12 protein-coding genes are annotated in these 18,056 nt (G+C 63.6%); 4 read left to right on the forward strand and 8 right to left on the reverse strand.

The genetic code is table 11. The annotated features are described in order from the left end of the window. Window positions 1-14: 14 nt before the first annotated feature. Window positions 15-1,745, reverse strand: coding sequence for a class I adenylate-forming enzyme family protein (locus U9J33_RS12430; RefSeq protein WP_324695665.1), 1,731 nt, complete (start codon window positions 1,743-1,745; stop codon window positions 15-17). 280 nt (window positions 1,746-2,025) lie between these two features. Continuing rightward, window positions 2,026-3,714, reverse strand: a complete 1,689-nt coding sequence (locus U9J33_RS12435) for an FAD-binding protein (RefSeq protein ID WP_185997183.1) — start codon at window positions 3,712-3,714, stop codon at window positions 2,026-2,028. Between the two features lie 219 nt (window positions 3,715-3,933). Here U9J33_RS12435 and U9J33_RS12440 point away from each other — a divergent pair, with 219 nt between their 5' ends. Beyond that, window positions 3,934-4,740: an enoyl-CoA hydratase/isomerase family protein gene (locus U9J33_RS12440; RefSeq protein WP_324695670.1), complete on the forward strand. Its 807-nt coding sequence runs from the start codon at window positions 3,934-3,936 to the stop codon at window positions 4,738-4,740. A gap of 86 nt (window positions 4,741-4,826) precedes the next feature. Here the strand turns inward: U9J33_RS12440 and U9J33_RS12445 are convergent, their stop codons facing one another. The 3 genes from U9J33_RS12445 to U9J33_RS12455 all read right to left on the reverse strand — a co-directional run bounded on the left by U9J33_RS12445 (window position 4,827) and on the right by U9J33_RS12455 (window position 7,491). Further along, complete coding sequence (locus U9J33_RS12445; RefSeq protein ID WP_054438751.1) at window positions 4,827-5,165, reverse strand: DUF4286 family protein; 339 nt, start codon at window positions 5,163-5,165, stop codon at window positions 4,827-4,829. A gap of 124 nt (window positions 5,166-5,289) precedes the next feature. Next, a complete protein-coding gene (locus U9J33_RS12450; RefSeq protein ID WP_324695675.1) occupies window positions 5,290-6,342 on the reverse strand; it encodes a helix-turn-helix domain-containing protein in 1,053 nt (350 codons plus the stop codon). 177 nt (window positions 6,343-6,519) lie between these two features. Continuing rightward, a complete protein-coding gene (locus U9J33_RS12455; RefSeq protein WP_324695677.1) occupies window positions 6,520-7,491 on the reverse strand; it encodes an enoyl-CoA hydratase/isomerase family protein in 972 nt (323 codons plus the stop codon). Window positions 7,492-7,669: 178 nt separating this feature from the next. On the opposite strand from U9J33_RS12455, the gene U9J33_RS12460 reads away from it, so the two are divergent. Continuing rightward, on the forward strand, window positions 7,670-8,725 hold the full coding sequence (locus U9J33_RS12460; RefSeq protein WP_324695679.1) for an AraC family transcriptional regulator: 1,056 nt from the start codon (window positions 7,670-7,672) through the stop codon (window positions 8,723-8,725). 47 nt (window positions 8,726-8,772) lie between these two features. Here U9J33_RS12460 and U9J33_RS12465 read toward each other — a convergent pair whose 3' ends face one another. From U9J33_RS12465 to U9J33_RS12475, 3 genes are all read right to left on the reverse strand, one after another. Beyond that, complete coding sequence (locus tag U9J33_RS12465) at window positions 8,773-9,963, reverse strand: alpha/beta hydrolase (RefSeq protein ID WP_324695681.1); 1,191 nt, start codon at window positions 9,961-9,963, stop codon at window positions 8,773-8,775. Then, the gene (locus U9J33_RS12470) at window positions 9,935-12,481 is read right to left on the reverse strand and encodes a penicillin-binding protein 1A (protein ID WP_324695683.1); all 2,547 of its coding nucleotides are present in this window, start codon (window positions 12,479-12,481) and stop codon (window positions 9,935-9,937) included. The genes U9J33_RS12465 and U9J33_RS12470 overlap by 29 nt, the downstream gene beginning before the upstream one ends. A 90-nt stretch (window positions 12,482-12,571) precedes the next feature. Further along, complete coding sequence (locus tag U9J33_RS12475) at window positions 12,572-13,441, reverse strand: N-acetylmuramoyl-L-alanine amidase family protein (protein ID WP_132468996.1); 870 nt, start codon at window positions 13,439-13,441, stop codon at window positions 12,572-12,574. 656 nt (window positions 13,442-14,097) lie between these two features. Here U9J33_RS12475 and U9J33_RS12480 point away from each other — a divergent pair. Both U9J33_RS12480 and U9J33_RS12485 read left to right on the forward strand, forming a co-directional pair. Beyond that, entirely contained in the window at window positions 14,098-16,995 is a 2,898-nt protein-coding gene (locus tag U9J33_RS12480; RefSeq protein WP_324695685.1) for a ribonuclease E/G, read from the forward strand. A gap of 275 nt (window positions 16,996-17,270) precedes the next feature. Then, on the forward strand, window positions 17,271-18,050 hold the full coding sequence (locus tag U9J33_RS12485) for a succinate dehydrogenase iron-sulfur subunit (RefSeq protein WP_132468994.1): 780 nt from the start codon (window positions 17,271-17,273) through the stop codon (window positions 18,048-18,050). Window positions 18,051-18,056: the final 6 nt, after the last annotated feature.

The raw sequence follows: 18,056 nt of genomic DNA on the forward strand, positions 1-18,056 counted from the left end.
CGCCACGGACGGCATCACGCAAGAGTAGGCCGGACCGCCTCGGCGTTATCCGCGTCCAGCCGGGCAACCGCCATCGCGCGAACTTCGCTTGACTTCACTTTTTCACTGCCGGTGATGGCGTAATCCTCGTCCCGAAAGAACAACACCCGGCGCGGCACCTTGAAGCTGGCGATCTCTTCCTTGCACGAGGCGATAACGGTCTGCTCATCCAGCAGCGCCCCGTCTAGCGGGACGATGCAGGCGACCACCATTTCGCCCAGCAGGTCGTCAGGCACCCCAACCGTCTGGGTGCGTTTCACCCCCGGAATCCGGGCGATCACCTCGTCCACCTCGATCGGGGCGACATTTGCGCCTCCCGTCTTTATCATCTCGGTCATGCGCCCCTCCCAGAAGAAGCGGCCTGCCTCGTCGACCCGACCTGCGTCTCCCGTGCAGAAGAAACCCTCGGCATCGAAGCACTCTTCAGGCGCCTTGCCGAGGTAGCCGGACATCAGCGTCGGCCCCTTGATGCACATCTCCCCGACCGTTCCCACGGGGACTGAACGGCCCGATATCGGCTCTACGATTTTTAGGAAATTGCCCGGCAAAGGCGTCCCGAACGATCCCTCCACCCGGCCTTCAGGAGCGTCGGCAACGAACGAGGTGCAGATCGTCATAGTCTCGGTACAGCCGAACGACATCGGCACTTCCCATTGGGTCGAAACGGTCGGGTGCTGCCAGATCAGCTCTCCGCGCGGCACATACTTCACGCTGGAAAGGTCTGCCCTGGCCCACTTCGGAGATGCCTTAAGCCGTGCCCACTGGTGCGGGCGGCCATTGAGAAACGTCACCCGCTCCCGCTCCGCCAGATCCAGCGCCTCGTCCGCATCGAACATCCGCTGGAGAACTATCGTCCCTCCGGTCGAGAACGCCGTCCCCACCACCATGGAAACATTGCCCGACCAGAAGAAGCCGTTCCCCGTCCAACTGCGCACGGGCTCATGCATCGCGAAGAGCCGCGGCCAGCGCCACCACTGCACGGCGAAGGCGCGCTGCGAATGGACAACGCCCTTGGGCAGGCTGGTGGTACCGGAGGAAAAGAAGATGCCGCCGGGATCGGTAGGGTGAACACTGTCCGCCCGCTCCAGCACGAGCGCCTTTTCGATCCGCGCTCCATGGGAAAGAAACTCGTCCCATGTCTCGACCGCGCCCCCGGCAGCAACCGCCATCGGCTCGGCTTCGCCCTGAACCCCGCCGAGCGAAACGAGGCGCCTCAGATAGGGAAAGTGAACCGAAGCCAGCACCCCTGGACGCGATTTCGCAATCTCAGGGTCAAGCTCGTGCAACATGGTCCCGAAGTGCTTCCTGATGACCTGTTGCTCGAAAAGCAGCAACGAGACCTGCGATGCGCGGACGAGATGGTCCAGTTCCTGCGCCGTCGAAAAGGTGCTCAGCGCCACCGGCACTCCGCCCGCCAGCGCGGTGCCGAACAGGCTGGAAAGAAACTCGGGCCGGTTGGTCATCAGGATGCCGACACGCTCACCCTTGCCGATCCCGCAACCCACCAATGCACGGGCCACTTCCACCGCGCGCGTCAGCAGGTCGTCGTAGGTCCATGCAGTACGGTGATCGCCCTTGCGCAGCACCACGGCCTCTCGAGGGCCATAGCGCGCGGCGACCTCTCGCAAGTAGCCGGCGATCGTGTGAGCCCCCTGCCCCGGTTCTTCGGCAAGCGGCGGTCCGGCGACGACTGAAGGGCTGCTCATAGGTAAGGTTTCTCCCCGGACAGCACATTGCGTGCCTGACTTTCGCCATGCCTAGCAGGCCCTCCGGGAGGCTGGAACGTGCGGCTAGCCGGTTTGGTGCGGCAGTCACGCCCTTTCGCCGCTGGAGGCAATGCCATCGCCCAGGTGAACCGCAAGTGCGAAGTCACCGGCAGGAAATCCTGACGGAAAGACCAGGCACGCAGCGCTCCCATTGGAACGCCGCGCGATGGGAACACAAAAAGGCAGCGCCTGCTATGAACCGGCCTTTCCGGGGCCCAGCTTAAACCTGATTCCCCAATCCAGCGGCGTGCTTCGCCGCGATCCAGCCGAACGTCATCGACGGACCGACACTGGCACCGGCACCCGGATATACCCGGCCCATAGGCGAGGCCGTGGCGACCCCGCAGGCATAAAGCCCCTCGATCGGAGTGCCATCCGCCTTGAGAACCCTGGAATCGCTATCGCACACGACGCCGCCATAAGTGCCGACATCGCCCGGAACGACCGGGATTGCATAGAATGGGCCCTTCTCGATGGTGCCCATGCAGGCGTTAGGGCCATCCTTGAAGAATGGATCACCGAGCCAGTTGTCATAGGCGCGAACGCCGCGGTGGAAGTCCTCGTCCCGCCCGCCGCGCACGAAGCCGTTCCAGCGCTCGACCGTGGCCTTGAGAGCGTCCTGCGGTACGCCGATCTCGGAGGCGAGCGCTTCCACACTGTCCGCTCTGCGCATCCAGCCGGATGAGAGCCAGTTCGCCATGTTCTTTTTCGCGGTCCCCTTACCGGCGACGGCATATTCATCCATGTATTGCTGGTCCATGATCGCCCAGCTCGGAATTGCCGGAACGGAGCGGTTGCGAACCAACATGTTCTCGCAGAACTCCTCGTAGGAACCGCCTTCGTTCATGTAGCGCACGCCGGTCTGGTCGACCTGGATGGCATGGGGCTTGCCGGTCGTGCTCTGGGTGCCGGGTTTCACATAATCCGTATCCCAACCCGGGGCTTCCGACATCTGGAAGCCGACCATCTGGTCCATTTGCGCAAGAACGGCCCCATGGCGTTCCAGTTCGGCGTGCATGTCGCCGGTATCGCTCTCGATGCCGTTCGACCATTCCTTGCGGGTCCCGGGCATGTACTTGTCGCGCATGGCCTGGTTCTGAGAGAAACCTCCCGCGTTCATGAGCACGCCGAGCCGCGCGCCCACGCGCCAGGGCTTGCCGTCCTTCCGCGTAAGCACGCCAACGGCGCGCCCGCCCTCCACGATCGTTTCATCTACAGGGCTGTCCGTGCGGATTTCAGCCGCATTCCTGTCCAGCACTGCCTTGAGCATACGGCCCTGCAGCGCCGCACCGGCAGTCACCCAATGCTTCCCGGTCAGTTTCCCGATCACGACCTTCACCGCGATCTTGAGGAGGATTTTCTTGATCGCCCACGAGTGCTTCGCGAAAGGCAGCTTCATGCCGTCATCGAGCTTCACAGGCACTTCCGCAAAGCCCTGCCGAAGTTTTCCTGCCCACTCCTTGCCCAGCACGTTCTTGTCGAAGGGCAAAGCCGTGACGGTACGGCTCGTCTTCATGCCACCGGGAAGTTCGTCGTAATAATCAGGCCAGAACCGCGAACCCCGCTCCATGGCGACGCCTTGCCCGACGATGAAATCGAGCATCCGGGTCGCCTCGCGGGCATAGGTGCGGCGCCGCTCGGAGCTTGTGCCGGGGCTGTCTTCACCATCGGGCACGACCGCGTCGAGGTAGGTGCAGGCCTGCTCGAAGCTGTCCTCGCCCGGGTCCATGAAGCGGTTGTTGGGAATCCACATCACGCCGCCGGACTTGGCGGTGGTCCCGCCGACCCAAGGCGCCTTTTCGAGGATCAGAACCGACTTTCCCGCCTGCTTCATCAGCAGCGCCGAAGCCATGGAACCCGCACCGCTGCCCACGACCACCCAGTCGAAGCTCTCGTCGAACTGCGCCATCTTCGTTCTTTTCCTCTTCCCCGGCCCGCAGTCATGCTGCGCAAGCGTTCAGCGAGGTAGACCGGACTTGTAGCGCCTTGGCAAGGCGCGCAGGCCGGCCAGGCAGTTCGTGACCAAAGGTTTCGCCCCGGCGAAGGCTGCCCCTTCCGCGAAGTTCGAAGCTGCCTTGCCTGCCGCAAAGTCCTATGAGCGGAACAGAGAGAGGGAGACTGACCGAATATGAGCGAAAAGCCGCCGCTGCCCCATCTGGGCACTATCGCCTTGGCACGCGAAGGCCGCCTGCTGCGCATCACGCTTAACCGCCCCGAGGCGATGAACGCAGTGAACCTTCAGCTCCATGACGATCTGGCCGAAGCCATGTGGTTCGCCCAGGCCGATACGGGTTCCGACGTGATCCTGCTCACAGGAGCCGGCCGCGCCTTCTCCGCCGGGGGCGATCTCGACCATATCGAGCACAATGCCCGCAACCCCCATCTGTTCGATCACGAAGCCCGCGTCGCCAAGCGCATCGTTTCGACGCTGCTCGATATCGACAAGCCGGTGGTGTGCCGGATGAACGGCCATGCGGTCGGTCTCGGCGCGACGCTGGCGCTCCTCTGCGACGTGATCTTCGCCGCGGAAGGCGCGAAGATCGGCGATCCTCATGTCGGGCTCGGGCTGGTGGCGGGAGACGGCGGCGCGGTGATCTGGGCTCAACGCATCGGGCTGACGCGCGCCAAGGAATACCTGCTGACCGGCGACCTGCTGACCGCAAGCCGCGCGGCGGAGATCGGCCTGGTGAATTACTGCGTTCCGGCCGACGAACTGGATGCACGTGTCGATGCGTTCTGCGCAAAACTGCTCGGCGGCGCGATGGTCGCGATCCGTGCAACCAAGGTTCTTACCAATCTGGAATTGAAGCGGCTTGCCACCGCACTCATGGATGCCGGTATCGCCTACGAATCCGTGTCCGTCCGAAGTGCGGACCACCTCGAAGGCATACAGGCGCTGAAGGAAAAACGCGCGCCTCGTTTCATTGGACGTTAGCGTTCCCCCAAGGCTGCGATGTGAGACGGTACAGCCGGTCCCATCGCAGCCTTGGGGAACGCGCTAAGGGATAGCGGATCTGACGGTCACTCGGCCGGCACCACCCGGTCCCCCATTTCCGTGAACAGTGCCGTGTAGCATGTTCCGAAATCCTGCGCGTCGCTCTGAGTGAGTTCGCCGGCCGCGGTTGCCTTCCCGATCGCCCCGAGCAGTGCCATCGGATCGTCAGTCTCGATATCGTAGATCGCGAGATAGGGATTGCTGTCATTTCCGATCAGCCTGGCGACCAGTTCGTAGCGCTGGGCTCCGTGCATGCCGAACTTGTTGACCAGCTCAGGCAAGTGATTGTTATTGTACCAATCATGGTATTCGGCGTCTCGGCCAGCCTGCGGCGTGGTGAGTGCGATCAGTTTGTACTTGGGCACGGGCATCCTCCAGGAGTTTTCTCGGCCGCGAGCTTCCTTCACGGCGCACTGACGGCGCAAGGTTCTCCACACAGCACAGTACAGGCATCGCCTCGGCGTGAACCACGCCCCGAACGGCTACGATCTACTGGAGGAGCTGGCTTCCGCTCACGAGTTCGACGAAAGGTTCCTTGTCCGCCACGGCCGCGACACGATGCTGGCAGACCGCGAGTTCGGCTCCGCATTCCCCGCGATATTCGCGCGGATTGGCGCCGAATACGCGCTTGAACATACGGCTGAAATGAGCCGGGCTCTTGAAGCCCACGCCATAAGCAATCTCGCTGATCGAGATGTCTCGCGGATCGGACCTGCCGAGCCAGTCCCTCGCCTTAGTCAGGCGCTGCTCCCAGACCAGCTCAGAAAACGAGGTATCGCGCAGGCGCAGCAGAAACGAGAGATAGCGCGGCGAGATACCGCAACCTTTCGCAACCATGGCCGTCGAAAGCTGGGGATCGGAGAGATGCACCTCGATAAAACGCAGCACTTCCTCCAGCCTGCGATCGGCTATCGACTGACGCGCGGGCTGGAGTTGATCGAGCAGCCGCACGGCATTGGCCACGAGTGCTATCGCGGTCTCTACAAGAAGCCTCGCCGAGGATTCGCCCAGTTTCCCATCATCGGCAAAGACCTCGCCTAGCATGCGCTCGGCCATTGCCAGTTCGGGTGCACCGGCCACCAGAACCAGGCCTGCGCCGAGATCCTGCGCGATATGGGAACGCAGCAGATGGGTCGGCACGGTGACATGCAGGACTTCGTGCGCGCCGTCACTGTCAGTGCGGCATTCGATGAGGAACGGCGACATCGAACGCGTTATCATCAGGTCGCCCGGGCGTGCCAGTTTGCTTCCGCACTGGTCCGAAAATCCGAGTTCTCCTTTGCGAACGAACCAGAGGATCGACAGGTCGGTGGCGTCCTCCCGGATATGTTGCCGGGACCGGCGGAACGAGAGGTTGCTGGCAGAACGCTGGCGGATGATCGACATCGCCCCCACCGCCTTACGTTCCGAACGCACCTCCACATTTGGCGCATCCTCGACCCAGAAGTCTCCGCGATAATATTCCTGATCCCGGCTGCCACGGAACATGCGCTGGCCATCGCGGTAATTGCGTTTGTCTAGCGCGAACAAGGTTTCTGCCATGACCCTCTCCCTGGGTACGGAAACCGCGTGGTTCCCGGCTTGCGCCCCGGCCGATTCCCGTCGGTCTCGCGGCACGAGTCGAAAGTATCACGACCACGCGGCATAACTCTACATTCGATGCGGAAGCATCTGCATTGCATGCATCCATTGACCTTGCATGCGGATCGAACCGCCAGATCAGCCCTCCCGGCCCTTCTTCGATAGCCGCCACTCAGGGGGATAATTGGTGTCGTGGCCCTTCACGACCTTGCCGATGCCCTGCTTGAACGTGCTGCCCTTGCCGAGATTGACGTCGTTCTCGCCATCGTCCTTCATCAGCGGCAACATGCCCTCGAGCCATCCCGTGAGCAGGCTTCCCATGTATTCGCCGCGGTACTGCTTGTAGGCTTCGATGAAGGTCTTTTGCGCAACGACCACGTCGGTAGGTCGGGTGATCGAGCAGGCATGGGCGTACTTGGCGGTCTCCGCTTCCAGCTTGTCGCGGGTAACCACGGAATTCACGAAGTTGCAGTGGTGCATTTCGTCAGCCGTGAAGGGCCGGCCGGTGAAGAGCATCTCCGAGAACCGCCGCAAACCCACCATCTCCAGCCATTGCCACATGCGGGGGCCCCAGCCTGCGTAACGGAACGAAGGATGGCCAAACAGCGCGTCATCCGCGGAAACGATGATATCGGCATCTGCGCACTGGTAGAAATGCCAGCCATAGCAGTAGCCCTTCGCCTCGATGATCGAGATCTTCTTGAACTCCTGGAGCGGGCGGTTCCCCGATCGCGCCTTGGCATAATAATCCGTGAGTCCATGGAGATAACGGAAGGACCCGGGCGGTGGGTACTTCACGTCTGGGGCCTCGATCTCGAGATCGGTCAGGAAACCGTCGCCCGGCCTGGGGTTCAGATAGAGATCGCCGTGTTCGTCAAGGTCGCCGCCGCTGCCCAGGTTATCGCCCGCCCCCCGGATAACCAGCACCTTGACGTCATCGTCGATGTTGGCCTGAAAGACCAGTTCACCGAACCGCGCGCGCATACCGATCGTTGCCGTGTTGTGCTTGTCGATCCGGTTGAAAGTGATCGTCGCGATCTTGGTAGCCTTGTCCTTCTGGTAACGAACGTGCTGCTCCGCGACCTTCTTGTGGTCGACTATCGTTTTCATGCCTCTCTCCCGCGCCTCTTCCCGCGCCGCCTTGTCTGCGATCCACGGCTTTCCCGAGTGCTGCCACAGGCAAGCCGGGGGGTATTGGCAATAGGCGCGGGTTTCTCGATATTGGGTGCCGCCGCCCAGCGGCCCATCAGCGGCGAACACGCCCGGTGCGAGAGGAAGCGACCAAAGGATGGAACCGGAACATAACAGCTTCTTCAGCCTGGACGGCCCGCTGGACGTGGCGCCGGGTGGAGGCCAGGTTCGCGCGGCCAACTTCGCGGGACTGGCCAATCTCGCCCGCAGCCACGGCCGCGACGCGCGCGGCATCGTCGAACGGCACGGCATGGAAGCGCGCGTCCTGATCGACCCGGAGAGCCTGGTGGCGCCGCAACAGGTGGCCGACACTTTCGAATATTGCAGCGCGATCTTCGACGATCCGCTGTTCGGCCTTCATTTCGCCTCCATGCAGGATCCCGAAGTCTTCGGTTGCGTGACCGCCCTGTGCCGTTCAGCCCCCACCGTTCGTGCCGGTATCCGCTGCCTCATCGATTTCCTTCCCGTGGTTCACGCGCCCGACTGTGAGGTGGTCTTGATCGAAGGGCGCGAGACCGCCGAACTGACATGGCTGGTCAATGCCGACATCGGCGTGAACGATCAGGCCAATTATCAGGCGGCGATGCTGAACCTGAAACTGCTCCAGGCGATCGGCGGTCCCGCATTCAAACCCAGTTGGGTCAGCCTCTCCGCCGATCCGCGCCAGAGCGACCTTCCTGAAATCGAGAAACTGCTCGGCTGCAAGGTCATGGGACAATCGAGCCGCAATTCCGTGGCCTTCCCGGTAAGGGCACTGGAGCAACCCGTGCCGAGCGCCAACCGGCTGCTCTACAAACTGCTCGGCTCCTATCTGCAGCGCGTGAAATCGGCCCACAGCCCTTCCATCGTCGACAAGGTGAACAGCTATATCCGCGGATCGCTGGCATCCGGTGCCTGTTCGATCGAACGCTGCGCCGAAAAGACGGGAATGTCCGTCCGCACCCTGCAATCGCGGCTATCCGCCGAGAGCGTCCGATTCTCCGAACTGGTGGAGAAACAGCGCGAAAGCCTTGCGCGCGTGCATTTGTCCGACCGCCGGCTCTCGCTTGACGAAATCGCCGACCGGCTCGGCTACGGCGAACAGACGAGCTTCGGCCGCGCCTTCAAGCGGTGGACGGGGATGACACCGCAGCAGTTCCGCGCCGGCTGCTGAAAGACTGCCTGCAGCGCCCTGCCCGACGGACAGGGCGCCCGGTGAAACTACTTCCGTTCGGCCTCGATCTCGTCAAGCGTCGTCCTGGCGAGTTTCAGGAACTTCAGGGTATCGACCTGCGCCGAAGGAATGTCCTTACGGAAAGTGGCGAAGCCGTGGACGAGGCCCTTTCCTTCGTAGTAAGTCGTTGGAACGCCTGCCGCGATAAGCTTCGCCGCATAGGCGCGCCCCTGATCCCGCAACGGATCGAGACCGGCCGTCACCAGCACGGTCGGCGGCAATCCGGCCAGATCGCCAAGCAATGGCGACGTCCGCAAGCTTTTCGGATCGGCGGCATAGTGCTGGCGGAAATAGACCGTAACGCTGTCATCAAGACCATAGCCCGTGCCGAACTGGCGAAGTGACGGATACTCGTTCACGAAATCCGCAGCAGGGTAGATCGGCAACTGCATGATGACCGGAACTGCCGCCGGCTTGTCGCGCAGCGCCGCCGCAACGATCAGGGTCAGGTTCCCGCCGGCGCTGTCTCCGCTCAGGACCAGGCCGGTGACACCGAGACCAAGCGCCTTGCCGTTACCCGCGATCCAGCGCGCAGCCGCCTCGCCATCGTCCGGTGCCGCGGGCCAGGGATGTTCGGGAGCGAGCCTGTACTCCACCGAAACAACGGGCAGATCCAGTTGGCGCGAGATTTCGGCTGCCAGAGCCGCATGAGTCTCCACGCTGCCCAATACGAAGCCGCCGCCGTGATAGAACACCACGACCGGTCCGGGCCCGCGATCGGCGCGAACGTCAAACACCCGTAGCGCCATCGCACCGCCCGGCCCCGGCATCTCGAATTTTCGATCAACCGCAAGATTGCCGACCGGAAGATCGCGAGACGGCATTGCCGAGGGCGGCAACTTGCGAATTTGGGCGATTGTTTCGGCGGTCAAAGGAGGCAGCGGCTGTGCACTGGAAGCCCTGAGATAAGCCTCCACATCGGGTCGGACATAAGGCGCCGCCTGCGTCACGCCGACTGCAGCATCCTTCGCCGCGAGGTGGGCCGGTGCGGCCAGTGTCATGAAAACAGAAAGCAACAGCCCCGATCGGCAGGCACGATTCTTCGAATCGGTCATGAAATGCATCCTCTCCTCCCCTGTAGGGAGGGCTGTTTTACGTATGCATTTCACGCTTGGCGAGCGGGAGACTACTGCATCCCCCGCTCCTGCATCAATAAACGCCGCCCTGTTGCTCGGCAAAGTCCTGCGCCTCGCCGGCGGCGGCGGCGGCCGAGGCCTGCCGTGCTTCCTGGGCACCGCGAATTTCGGAAACCAGCGCATCGCGGCGACGGGCGAACTCGTCTTCCGGCGTGTACTGCCGCGGCTCCGTATCGGGCTTGAAAGCTTCCCAGATGACCGCGGCCTTGGGATCGTTGCCAGGCTCGACACCCATGACCTGCTTGCCGGTCACCCGATCGATGCGCACCATCCTGATCCCCGCCGGAGCGACGAAAGGCTGCACGCCCCACCTTGCCCTCGTGGCCTGGACGACCTGCTTGAAGATCGGCGCCGCAATCCGTCCGCCTTGCGCGTATCCGCCAAGCGAACGCGGGGAATCGTAGCCGAGATAGACGCCGCCGACATAGTCCTGCGTCCCGCCCACGAACCACACGTCCGTCGGGCCGTTGGTCGTACCGGTCTTGCCGAACATCGGCATGTTGAGATCGCGCAGGGTAACGGCCGTGCCGCGGGTAACGACACCTTCGAGCATGTGGACCACCTGATAGGCAGTGCCCGCATCGATCACCTGCTTGCCCTTGCGGTCTATGCGCGGCATCGGTTTGCCGTCCCACTCGGCCATATTGCAGGTATCGCAGCGCCGGTTGTCGGCCTTCCAGATCACCTTGCCGTTGCGATCCTGCACATAGTCGACCACCGAGGAACCGAACTGGACACCGTTGTTGGCGAGCGCCGAATAAGCGTTGACCATGCGTGACACAGTTGTCTCGCCAGCGCCCAGCGCGAACGAAAGGTACGGCTTGTATTCGCCGATACCCACCGTCTTGAAAGTCTTGACCACGCGCGACATCCCGGTGTCGTTGGCAATGCGTACCGTCATCAGGTTTCGCGACTGCTCAAGGCCCCAGCGCATCGTGTGGCTGCCGCTTCCGCCTGCTCCGCCAAAGTTGCGGAAGCATTTGTCACCCAGTCCCGCACCCTGATAGACACAGAATGTTCCATCAAGGACCTGCGTGGCGGGCGTCATCCCGTATTGGAGACCGGTCGCATAGACGAAAGGCTTGATCGTCGAACCCGGCTGGCGCTCGGCCTGGATGGCGCGGTTGAAGGCATCGAGCCCCGAATCGAAACCGCCCTGCATCGCCATCACGCGGCCGGTCGCCGGCTGTTCGATAACCATCCCGCCGGACACTTCAGGAATAGTGCGAACCGCATAAGTGCCTGCAGAAACAGGTGCAGCCGCCACGAGATCCCCTGTCTTGGCAAGGTCCGGCACATTGGTGAGCGCGGCGATGTTACCGTCCGAGAACCCGATGCGCCCGGTCGAACCGCTGCGATCGAGGATCACGCCGATGCGCCAATCCTTGTAGTCGATCGTCTTGTTGGAGACGATCAGCTGGGTCTGCCACGAGTCCAGGTCGTTGATATGGGCAATCGGGTGCGCCCAGGCGCGGTTGCCCTGATAGCGCAGGAGACCGGCACGAAGGCCGTCCCGCACCGCGTCCTGCATCTGCGTATCAAGGGAGGTGCGAACCCAGAGCCCGCCCGCATAGACGCTGTTCGGCCCATCCTCGGCCTTTTCGCCATACTGGTCGATCAGACGGCGGCGGACTTCCTCGATGAAGTAGCCATTGCCGGTCGGATAGGTTTCCGCGCGCCGAGGAATGAGGCCGAGCGGCTGAGACTTGGCGGCTTCGGCATCGGCGCGGCTGGCCCAGCCATTCTCGACCATCTGGCCGAGCACCCAGTTGCGGCGCTCGATCGCCATGCCTTCATATTGCTTGCGACCGTAGCGCTCCGGCGCCTTGGGCAGGATCGCCAGGAATGCCACTTCGTGAAGCTGGAGCTGATCTACGTCCTTGCCGAAGTAGGCGCGTGCCGCAGCCTGAACGCCGAAGCTCTGCCGCCCGAGGGGAATCTCGTTAAGGTAGAGTTCGAGGATCTGCTGCTTGGTCAACACGCCTTCGATGCGGCGGGCGACGACCATTTCCTTGAGCTTGCGGGTGACCGAATATTCGTCACCGATCAGGATGTTCTTGGCGACCTGCTGGGTGATCGTCGAACCGCCCCGGGCCCGTCCGCCGGTGCCGAGCTTGGAGGCATAGTCCACCACCGCCCCAGCCAGACCGGTCACATCGACACCGCCGTGCGTCCAGAAGGTCTTGTCCTCGGCCGAGAGGAAAGCATCCACCAGCGGCCTGGGAAAATCGACATATCGCAGCTGAACGCGCCGCTCACGGGCATAACTGTAGACGATCTCGCCATCGATCCCGCGAACCATGGTCGGCAGCGGCGGCTGGTATTCGAGCAGCTTGTTGGCGTCGGGAAGGTCGTGCGTGAAACTTACCCAAAGGCCACCTAGAACGACCAGACCGGCACCTGCGACGTAGCTTAGGCGCCGCAGCCCCTTGCGTTCGCGCCAAGCCCTGCCCAAGCCTGAAAAACGGCCTGCAAATCGCCCGCCAGCTCCACGACGGATGCGGTAATGGGCGTCCTCGGGCGGCTGTTCGGAGCCGTTCTCGATGATCTCGTCGGTCATTGCGAGTGCCCTCTAGCACGCCCCTTTCGCGCAAGGCCAGACGCGCCGCGCTCTTTTCGTCGCAGTGCCCGTCCTGCCTGCGCCCGCGGCTCAGCCACCACCGTTCCTTGCGAAGTACGCGCGGATCGCGCGGGCAGCGGCATCGGCGAGCGCCTGTTGACCGGCCCGCGAAGTCAGAACCTGAGCATCCCCCTGATTGTTGATGTATCCCGTTTCGAACAGGATCGAGGGGATGTCCGGCGCCTTGAGCACGGCCAGAGCCGCCGTCTCCACCTGTTCCCGGTGGAGCCCGAGACCTGCCGCGCGCAGTTCGCGCAGCACCAGTTCGCCCGCCTGCGTGGACCCCGCCTGGGTTCCGCGCTGCGACAGGTCGAGCAGGATCGCGCCGACGCTCTGGCTGGTCTGCGAAAGAGCGACGCCGTTCACTCGTCCGGCCTCGTTCTCCCGCGCGGCAAAACGCTCGGCCGCCTCGCTCGACCCTTTTTCCGACAATACATAGATGCTCGCGCCGCGCGCCGAATCGCTGTCCGCGCTATCCGCATGGATCGAAACGAAAAGATCCGCTCCAAGTCGGCGCGCCATATCGGGCCGGTCCGGCAGGGAAATGAAGCGGTCGGTATCGCGCGTCAGCGCTACCCTCACCCCGCCGCCCTCGACCAAACGATTGCGCAGCATCAGCGCGATCCGCAGCGCAACCGCCTTTTCCTTGACCTCGCCCTGCCCGGCTCCGGGATCGAAGCCGCCGTGCCCTGCATCGATAACGACCAGCGGCCGGCTCGAATCCGCAGGACCGTCGACGCGCGGCAGGTCGACCGGCGTGCCTGCCGCGGGCATGTCGAAACGAACGACGTAATCGAGATCGCGCGGAGAAACGAAGAAACGCGGTCCCACAACCGCCAAAGCGATCGCCAGCGCCAGGGGCGCGGAAAGGATCATGACCAGCTGGATGCTGCGCGACATGGAGTTTTGACTAGGATCGCATGATCGCCCCCGCAATACTGCCGATCTGCCCTTTTCCCCCATTTTTACGCCTCGCACCGCAATCCCGGCAGTGATCCTGCATGGCGTTCGGCAATGAACTTGCCCTGCGGGACCATGGGAACTTGCCGTGCCGGGCCATGGATGCTAGGCCAATTCGACCCGGGGCTCGGAAGCTTTCGGTCCTCACATGCCGGACAGACACCACACTGGATGGTGCCGGACAGGATCGGTCAAGCCAGAACCCGGCCGTCAAAGCCGGAAAATCCGTTCCGGAACCAACAGGTTGACGCGAGAGATGAGAAGCCAATTGCCGCTATGCCAGCCAGTCCCCGAAAGGGCGTGGGCGGTATCGCAGCAATTTTCCGCGTGTCCGAATTCGCCACGCGCACTTCCGCTCGCAGACACGCCGGCCATCCGCAAGGTTGCCGGCCCCTCCGCCGCCCTGACGGCGGCAGACACGAAAACAGTCGCACTCGGAGCGCTGGATTGCTCCGTTTCCACACTTACCCCCGCCCGCGTCGAGACGCGTCCTGCCGCATCCGGCAGACCCAAGGCTTTCGCAGCGGGCATCATCGAACAAACTCGCGCCACTTCGGCTGATCCGGCCGGAGCAGAGCGCGTCTGGAGAATACACAATGGCAACGCGCATGCTCATCGATGCGCGCCACCCGGAAGAAACGCGGGTGGCGGTACTCAAGGGAAATCGCATTGAAGAGTTCGATTTCGAATCAGCCGACAAGAAGCAGATAAAGGGCAACATCTACCTGGCGAAGGTCACCCGCGTGGAACCTTCGCTTCAGGCGGCCTTCGTCGATTTCGGCGGCAATCGTCACGGATTCCTCGCCTTCAGCGAAATTCATCCCGACTATTACCAGATCCCCAAGGAGGACCGCGAGGCCCTGCTGGCGGAAGAAGCCGCCCATGCCGAGGAAGAAGCCGCCCTGCGCGCTTCCGAAGGCGATGACGAGGACGAGGAAGGCGGCGAAGGCTACGACGACGGCGGCCTGACCGAGGTAGACACGTCCGAGAAGGACCATGTCGCCACGATCGAGGACGGCAACGTCGAGAACGGCTTCGACAATGCCGAGGACGGCGAGGAAGAATCCGCCGACGAAAGCAACGGTGAGGCATCGGGCCGTGGTCGCCGCGGCCGTGGTCGCCGCCAGGGCGGCCGCAACTCGGGCCGTTCGAAGGAAGCCGATGACCTGCGTGCCCGCCGCATGGCGCTGCGTCGCCGCTACAAGATCCAGGACGTCATCCACCGCCGCCAGGTGCTGCTGGTGCAGGTCGTCAAGGAGGAGCGCGGCAACAAGGGCGCGGCCCTCACCACTTACCTCAGCCTCGCGGGCCGCTACTGCGTGCTCATGCCGAATTCGAGCCATGGCGGCGGCATCAGCCGCAAGATCAGCTCGGCCTCGGACCGCAAGCGCCTGAAGTCGATCATCGCCGAGCTCGACCTGCCGCGCTCGATGGGCTGCATCGTCCGCACCGCCGGGCTCCAGCGCACCAAGACCGAAATCAAGCGTGACTTCGACTATCTCGCCCGCCTCTGGGACGAGCTGCGCGAAATGACGATGCGCTCCGCCGCGCCGGCGCTGATCCACTCGGACAGCGATCTCATCAAGCGCGCGATCCGCGACATCTACAACCGCGACATCGAGGAAGTGATCGTCGAGGGCGAGGAAGGCTATCGCGCGGCGAAGGACTTCATGAAGCTCCTGATGCCGAGCCATGGCCGCAAGGTTAAGCCCTATGCCGATCCGGTGCCGCTGTTCCAGCGCTTCGGCGCCGAGGACCAGCTGACCGCGATGTACGATCCGGTCGTGCAGCTTCGCTCGGGCGGCTACATCGTCATCAACCCGACCGAAGCTCTGGTTTCGATCGACATCAACTCGGGCCGCGCCACCAAGGAGCACGGCATCGAGCAGACGGCGGTCGCCACCAACCTCGAAGCCGCGCAGGAAATCGCGCGCCAGCTTCGCCTGCGCGACATGGCCGGCCTCGTCGTCATCGACTTCATCGACATGGAGTACGGCTCCAACGTCCGCAAGGTCGAGAAGGCGGTCAAGGAAGCGCTCAAGAACGATCGCGCTCGCATCCAGGTCGGCCGCATTTCCAGCTTCGGCCTGATGGAAATGAGCCGCCAGCGCCTGCGTACCGGCGTTCTGGAAGCGACCACCCGCTCCTGCCCCCACTGCGACGGCACCGGTCTCGTCCGCACCGCCAGCTCGGCAGGCCTCTCGGCGCTGCGCCTCATCGAGGACGAAGCCGCCAAGGGCAAGGGCATCGTGGTTTCGCTCTTCGCGTCGACCGAAGCGGCCATCTACCTGCTCAACGCCAAGCGCACCGACCTGGCCGACATCGAGGACCGCTACGGCGTCAACGTCGAAGTGATCCCCGAGGGCGAGAACGAAGGTGCGAAGATGCGCGTCATCTCGTCGGGTCCGCGCAACGAGTTCGTGCCCCGCTTCGATCCGATCGCCGAAGACGTCGAGGATGATTTCATCGACGAGGAAGAGGAAGAGCTCGAGGAAGAGAACGAGCGCGAGGAAGCGCGCGAGCGTGGTGACGACGGTGAAGGCGGTTCGCGCCGCAAGCGCCGCAAGCGCCGCCGTGGCCGTGGCCGCGATCGCCGCGACGAGCAGGGTTCGGACGAAACCTCCGAGGACGATGCCGAGGCAGAGACCGAAGAAGGCGAAGCCGAGAGCGACGCCGATGCCGACGCAACCGAGGAAGGCGCTGCGCCGGCAGCCGAGGGTGACGAATCGGATGCGCCGCGCAAGCGTCGCCGCCGTGGTGGCCGCCGCCGGCGTGGACGTCGTGGTGACGAAAACGGCGAGAACGGTTTCGCATCCGAAGCCGGTGACGAAGGCACCGAAGAAGGCACCGAAGCGGAAGCTCCTGCCGAAGTGGTCGCCGAAGTCGTCGTAGCGGCAGAGCCTGTCGTGACCGCCGAGGAAGCTCCCGCCAAGCCGAAGCGCAGCCGCCGCAAGAAGGCCGACACTGCAGAGGCAGTTGCCGAGGCTCCGGCCGAAGCCGCAGTCGAGCCGGTTGCCGCCGAAGCCGAGGAAGCTCCCGCCAAGCCGAAGCGCACTCGTCGCAAGAAGGCCGACACCGCAGAGGCAGTTGCCGAGGCTCCGGCCGAAGCCGCAGTCGAGCCGGTTGCCGCCGAAGCGGAGGAAGCTCCCGCCAAGCCAAAGCGCACCCGTCGCAAGAAGGCCGACACCGCAGAAGCGGAAGAGGCTCCGGCAGCAGCACCTGCCAAGACGGCGACCAAGGCGGCAAAGGCTCCGGCCAGGTCCCGTTCGGCTACCAAGCCCGCCGAGGGCGAGGAAGCTGCTGAAAAGCCGAAGCGCACCCGTCGCAAGAAGGCCGAGCCGGCAACCGAAGTCGCGGCCGCGGCAGAGGAACCGGCAGTAACCGCCCCGGCGAACGATGAGTTCGCCGCTGAAGCCTCGAACGGCGAAGATGGCGACTCGGCCGAACAGGGCGGTCCGCGTCGCGGCTGGTGGCAGCGCACCTTCGGCAACTGACGAAGGCGTGCCGCGGGAAAGAACCTGAAAAGGTCTTTCCCAGGCCCAGGATCAAAGGCCTCGCACGGAAACGTGCGGGGCCTTTTTCCTGTGTTCGATGCAGCGGGAAGTCGGCCAGGATGCATTTCCGGCACGCCATCCGACCGACGATGCAAGCCATCGAAGGGCCGAAACCGCAATTCCACTGACACTGGCCCTTGCCCCGCGCGACTGAATCGCTAAGGGGACTTTCAGTCGCGGTTCATGCCGCAGTGCAAGATCACGGGGATTTCTTCATGGCGACCTTCACCCTCCCGGCCAACAGCAAGATCAAGAAGCAGGGCAACGTCCACAAGGCCGAGGGCGCCGCGCGCGTGAAGAAGTTCACCGTCTACCGCTACGACCCGGACTCGGGGCAGAACCCGCGCTACGACACGTTCGAGATCGATCTCGACAATTGCGGCCCGATGGTTCTCGACGCGCTCATCAAGATGAAGAGCGAACAGGACCCCAGCCTGACGTTCCGCCGTTCGTGCCGCGAAGGCATCTGCGGTTCCTGCGCGATGAACCTCAACGGCAAGAACGGCCTCGCCTGCACCACCGCGATCGAGGATCTCAAGGGCGATATCCGCATCACCCCGCTGCCGCACATGGAAGTCATCAAGGACCTCGTCCCCGACTTCACGCATTTCTACGCGCAGTACGCCTCGATCCGCCCCTGGCTGCAAACGGTTTCGACCACGCCCGGCAAGGAGCGCCTGCAGAGCCCCGAACAGCGCGAAAAGCTGGACGGCCTCTACGAATGCATCCTGTGCGCCTGCTGCTCGACCTCCTGCCCGAGCTACTGGTGGAACTCCGACAAGTTCCTCGGCCCGGCGATCCTGCTCCAGGCCTATCGCTGGCTGGCCGACAGCCGCGACGAGATGACCGGCGAGCGCCTTGACGAGCTGGAAGATCCCTTCCGTCTCTATCGCTGCCACACCATCATGAACTGCGCCAACGTCTGCCCCAAGGGCCTGTCGCCGGCGCGCGCCATCGCCGAAATCAAGAAGATGCAGGCCGAGCGCCAGGTCTGAGCCTCC

The sequence above is a fragment of the Novosphingobium sp. RL4 genome, from assembly GCF_035658495.1.
In the GTDB taxonomy this organism is placed as follows: Bacteria; Pseudomonadota; Alphaproteobacteria; order Sphingomonadales; family Sphingomonadaceae; genus Novosphingobium.

Excerpts from the sequence above, each read along its gene's own strand:
- U9J33_RS12485 (WP_132468994.1), top strand. The coding sequence starts at position 17,271 with ATGGCGACCTTCACCCTCCCGGCCAACAGCAAGATCAAGAAGCAGGGC.
- U9J33_RS12440 (WP_324695670.1), top strand. The coding sequence starts at position 3,934 with ATGAGCGAAAAGCCGCCGCTGCCCCATCTGGGCACTATCGCCTTGGCA.
- U9J33_RS12470 (WP_324695683.1), bottom strand. The coding sequence starts at position 12,481 with ATGACCGACGAGATCATCGAGAACGGCTCCGAACAGCCGCCCGAGGAC.
- U9J33_RS12450 (WP_324695675.1), bottom strand. The coding sequence starts at position 6,342 with ATGGCAGAAACCTTGTTCGCGCTAGACAAACGCAATTACCGCGATGGC.
- U9J33_RS12480 (WP_324695685.1), top strand. The coding sequence starts at position 14,098 with ATGGCAACGCGCATGCTCATCGATGCGCGCCACCCGGAAGAAACGCGG.
- U9J33_RS12455 (WP_324695677.1), bottom strand. The coding sequence starts at position 7,491 with ATGAAAACGATAGTCGACCACAAGAAGGTCGCGGAGCAGCACGTTCGT.
- U9J33_RS12460 (WP_324695679.1), top strand. The coding sequence starts at position 7,670 with ATGGAACCGGAACATAACAGCTTCTTCAGCCTGGACGGCCCGCTGGAC.
- U9J33_RS12430 (WP_324695665.1), bottom strand. The coding sequence starts at position 1,745 with ATGAGCAGCCCTTCAGTCGTCGCCGGACCGCCGCTTGCCGAAGAACCG.
- U9J33_RS12475 (WP_132468996.1), bottom strand. The coding sequence starts at position 13,441 with ATGTCGCGCAGCATCCAGCTGGTCATGATCCTTTCCGCGCCCCTGGCG.
- U9J33_RS12435 (WP_185997183.1), bottom strand. The coding sequence starts at position 3,714 with ATGGCGCAGTTCGACGAGAGCTTCGACTGGGTGGTCGTGGGCAGCGGT.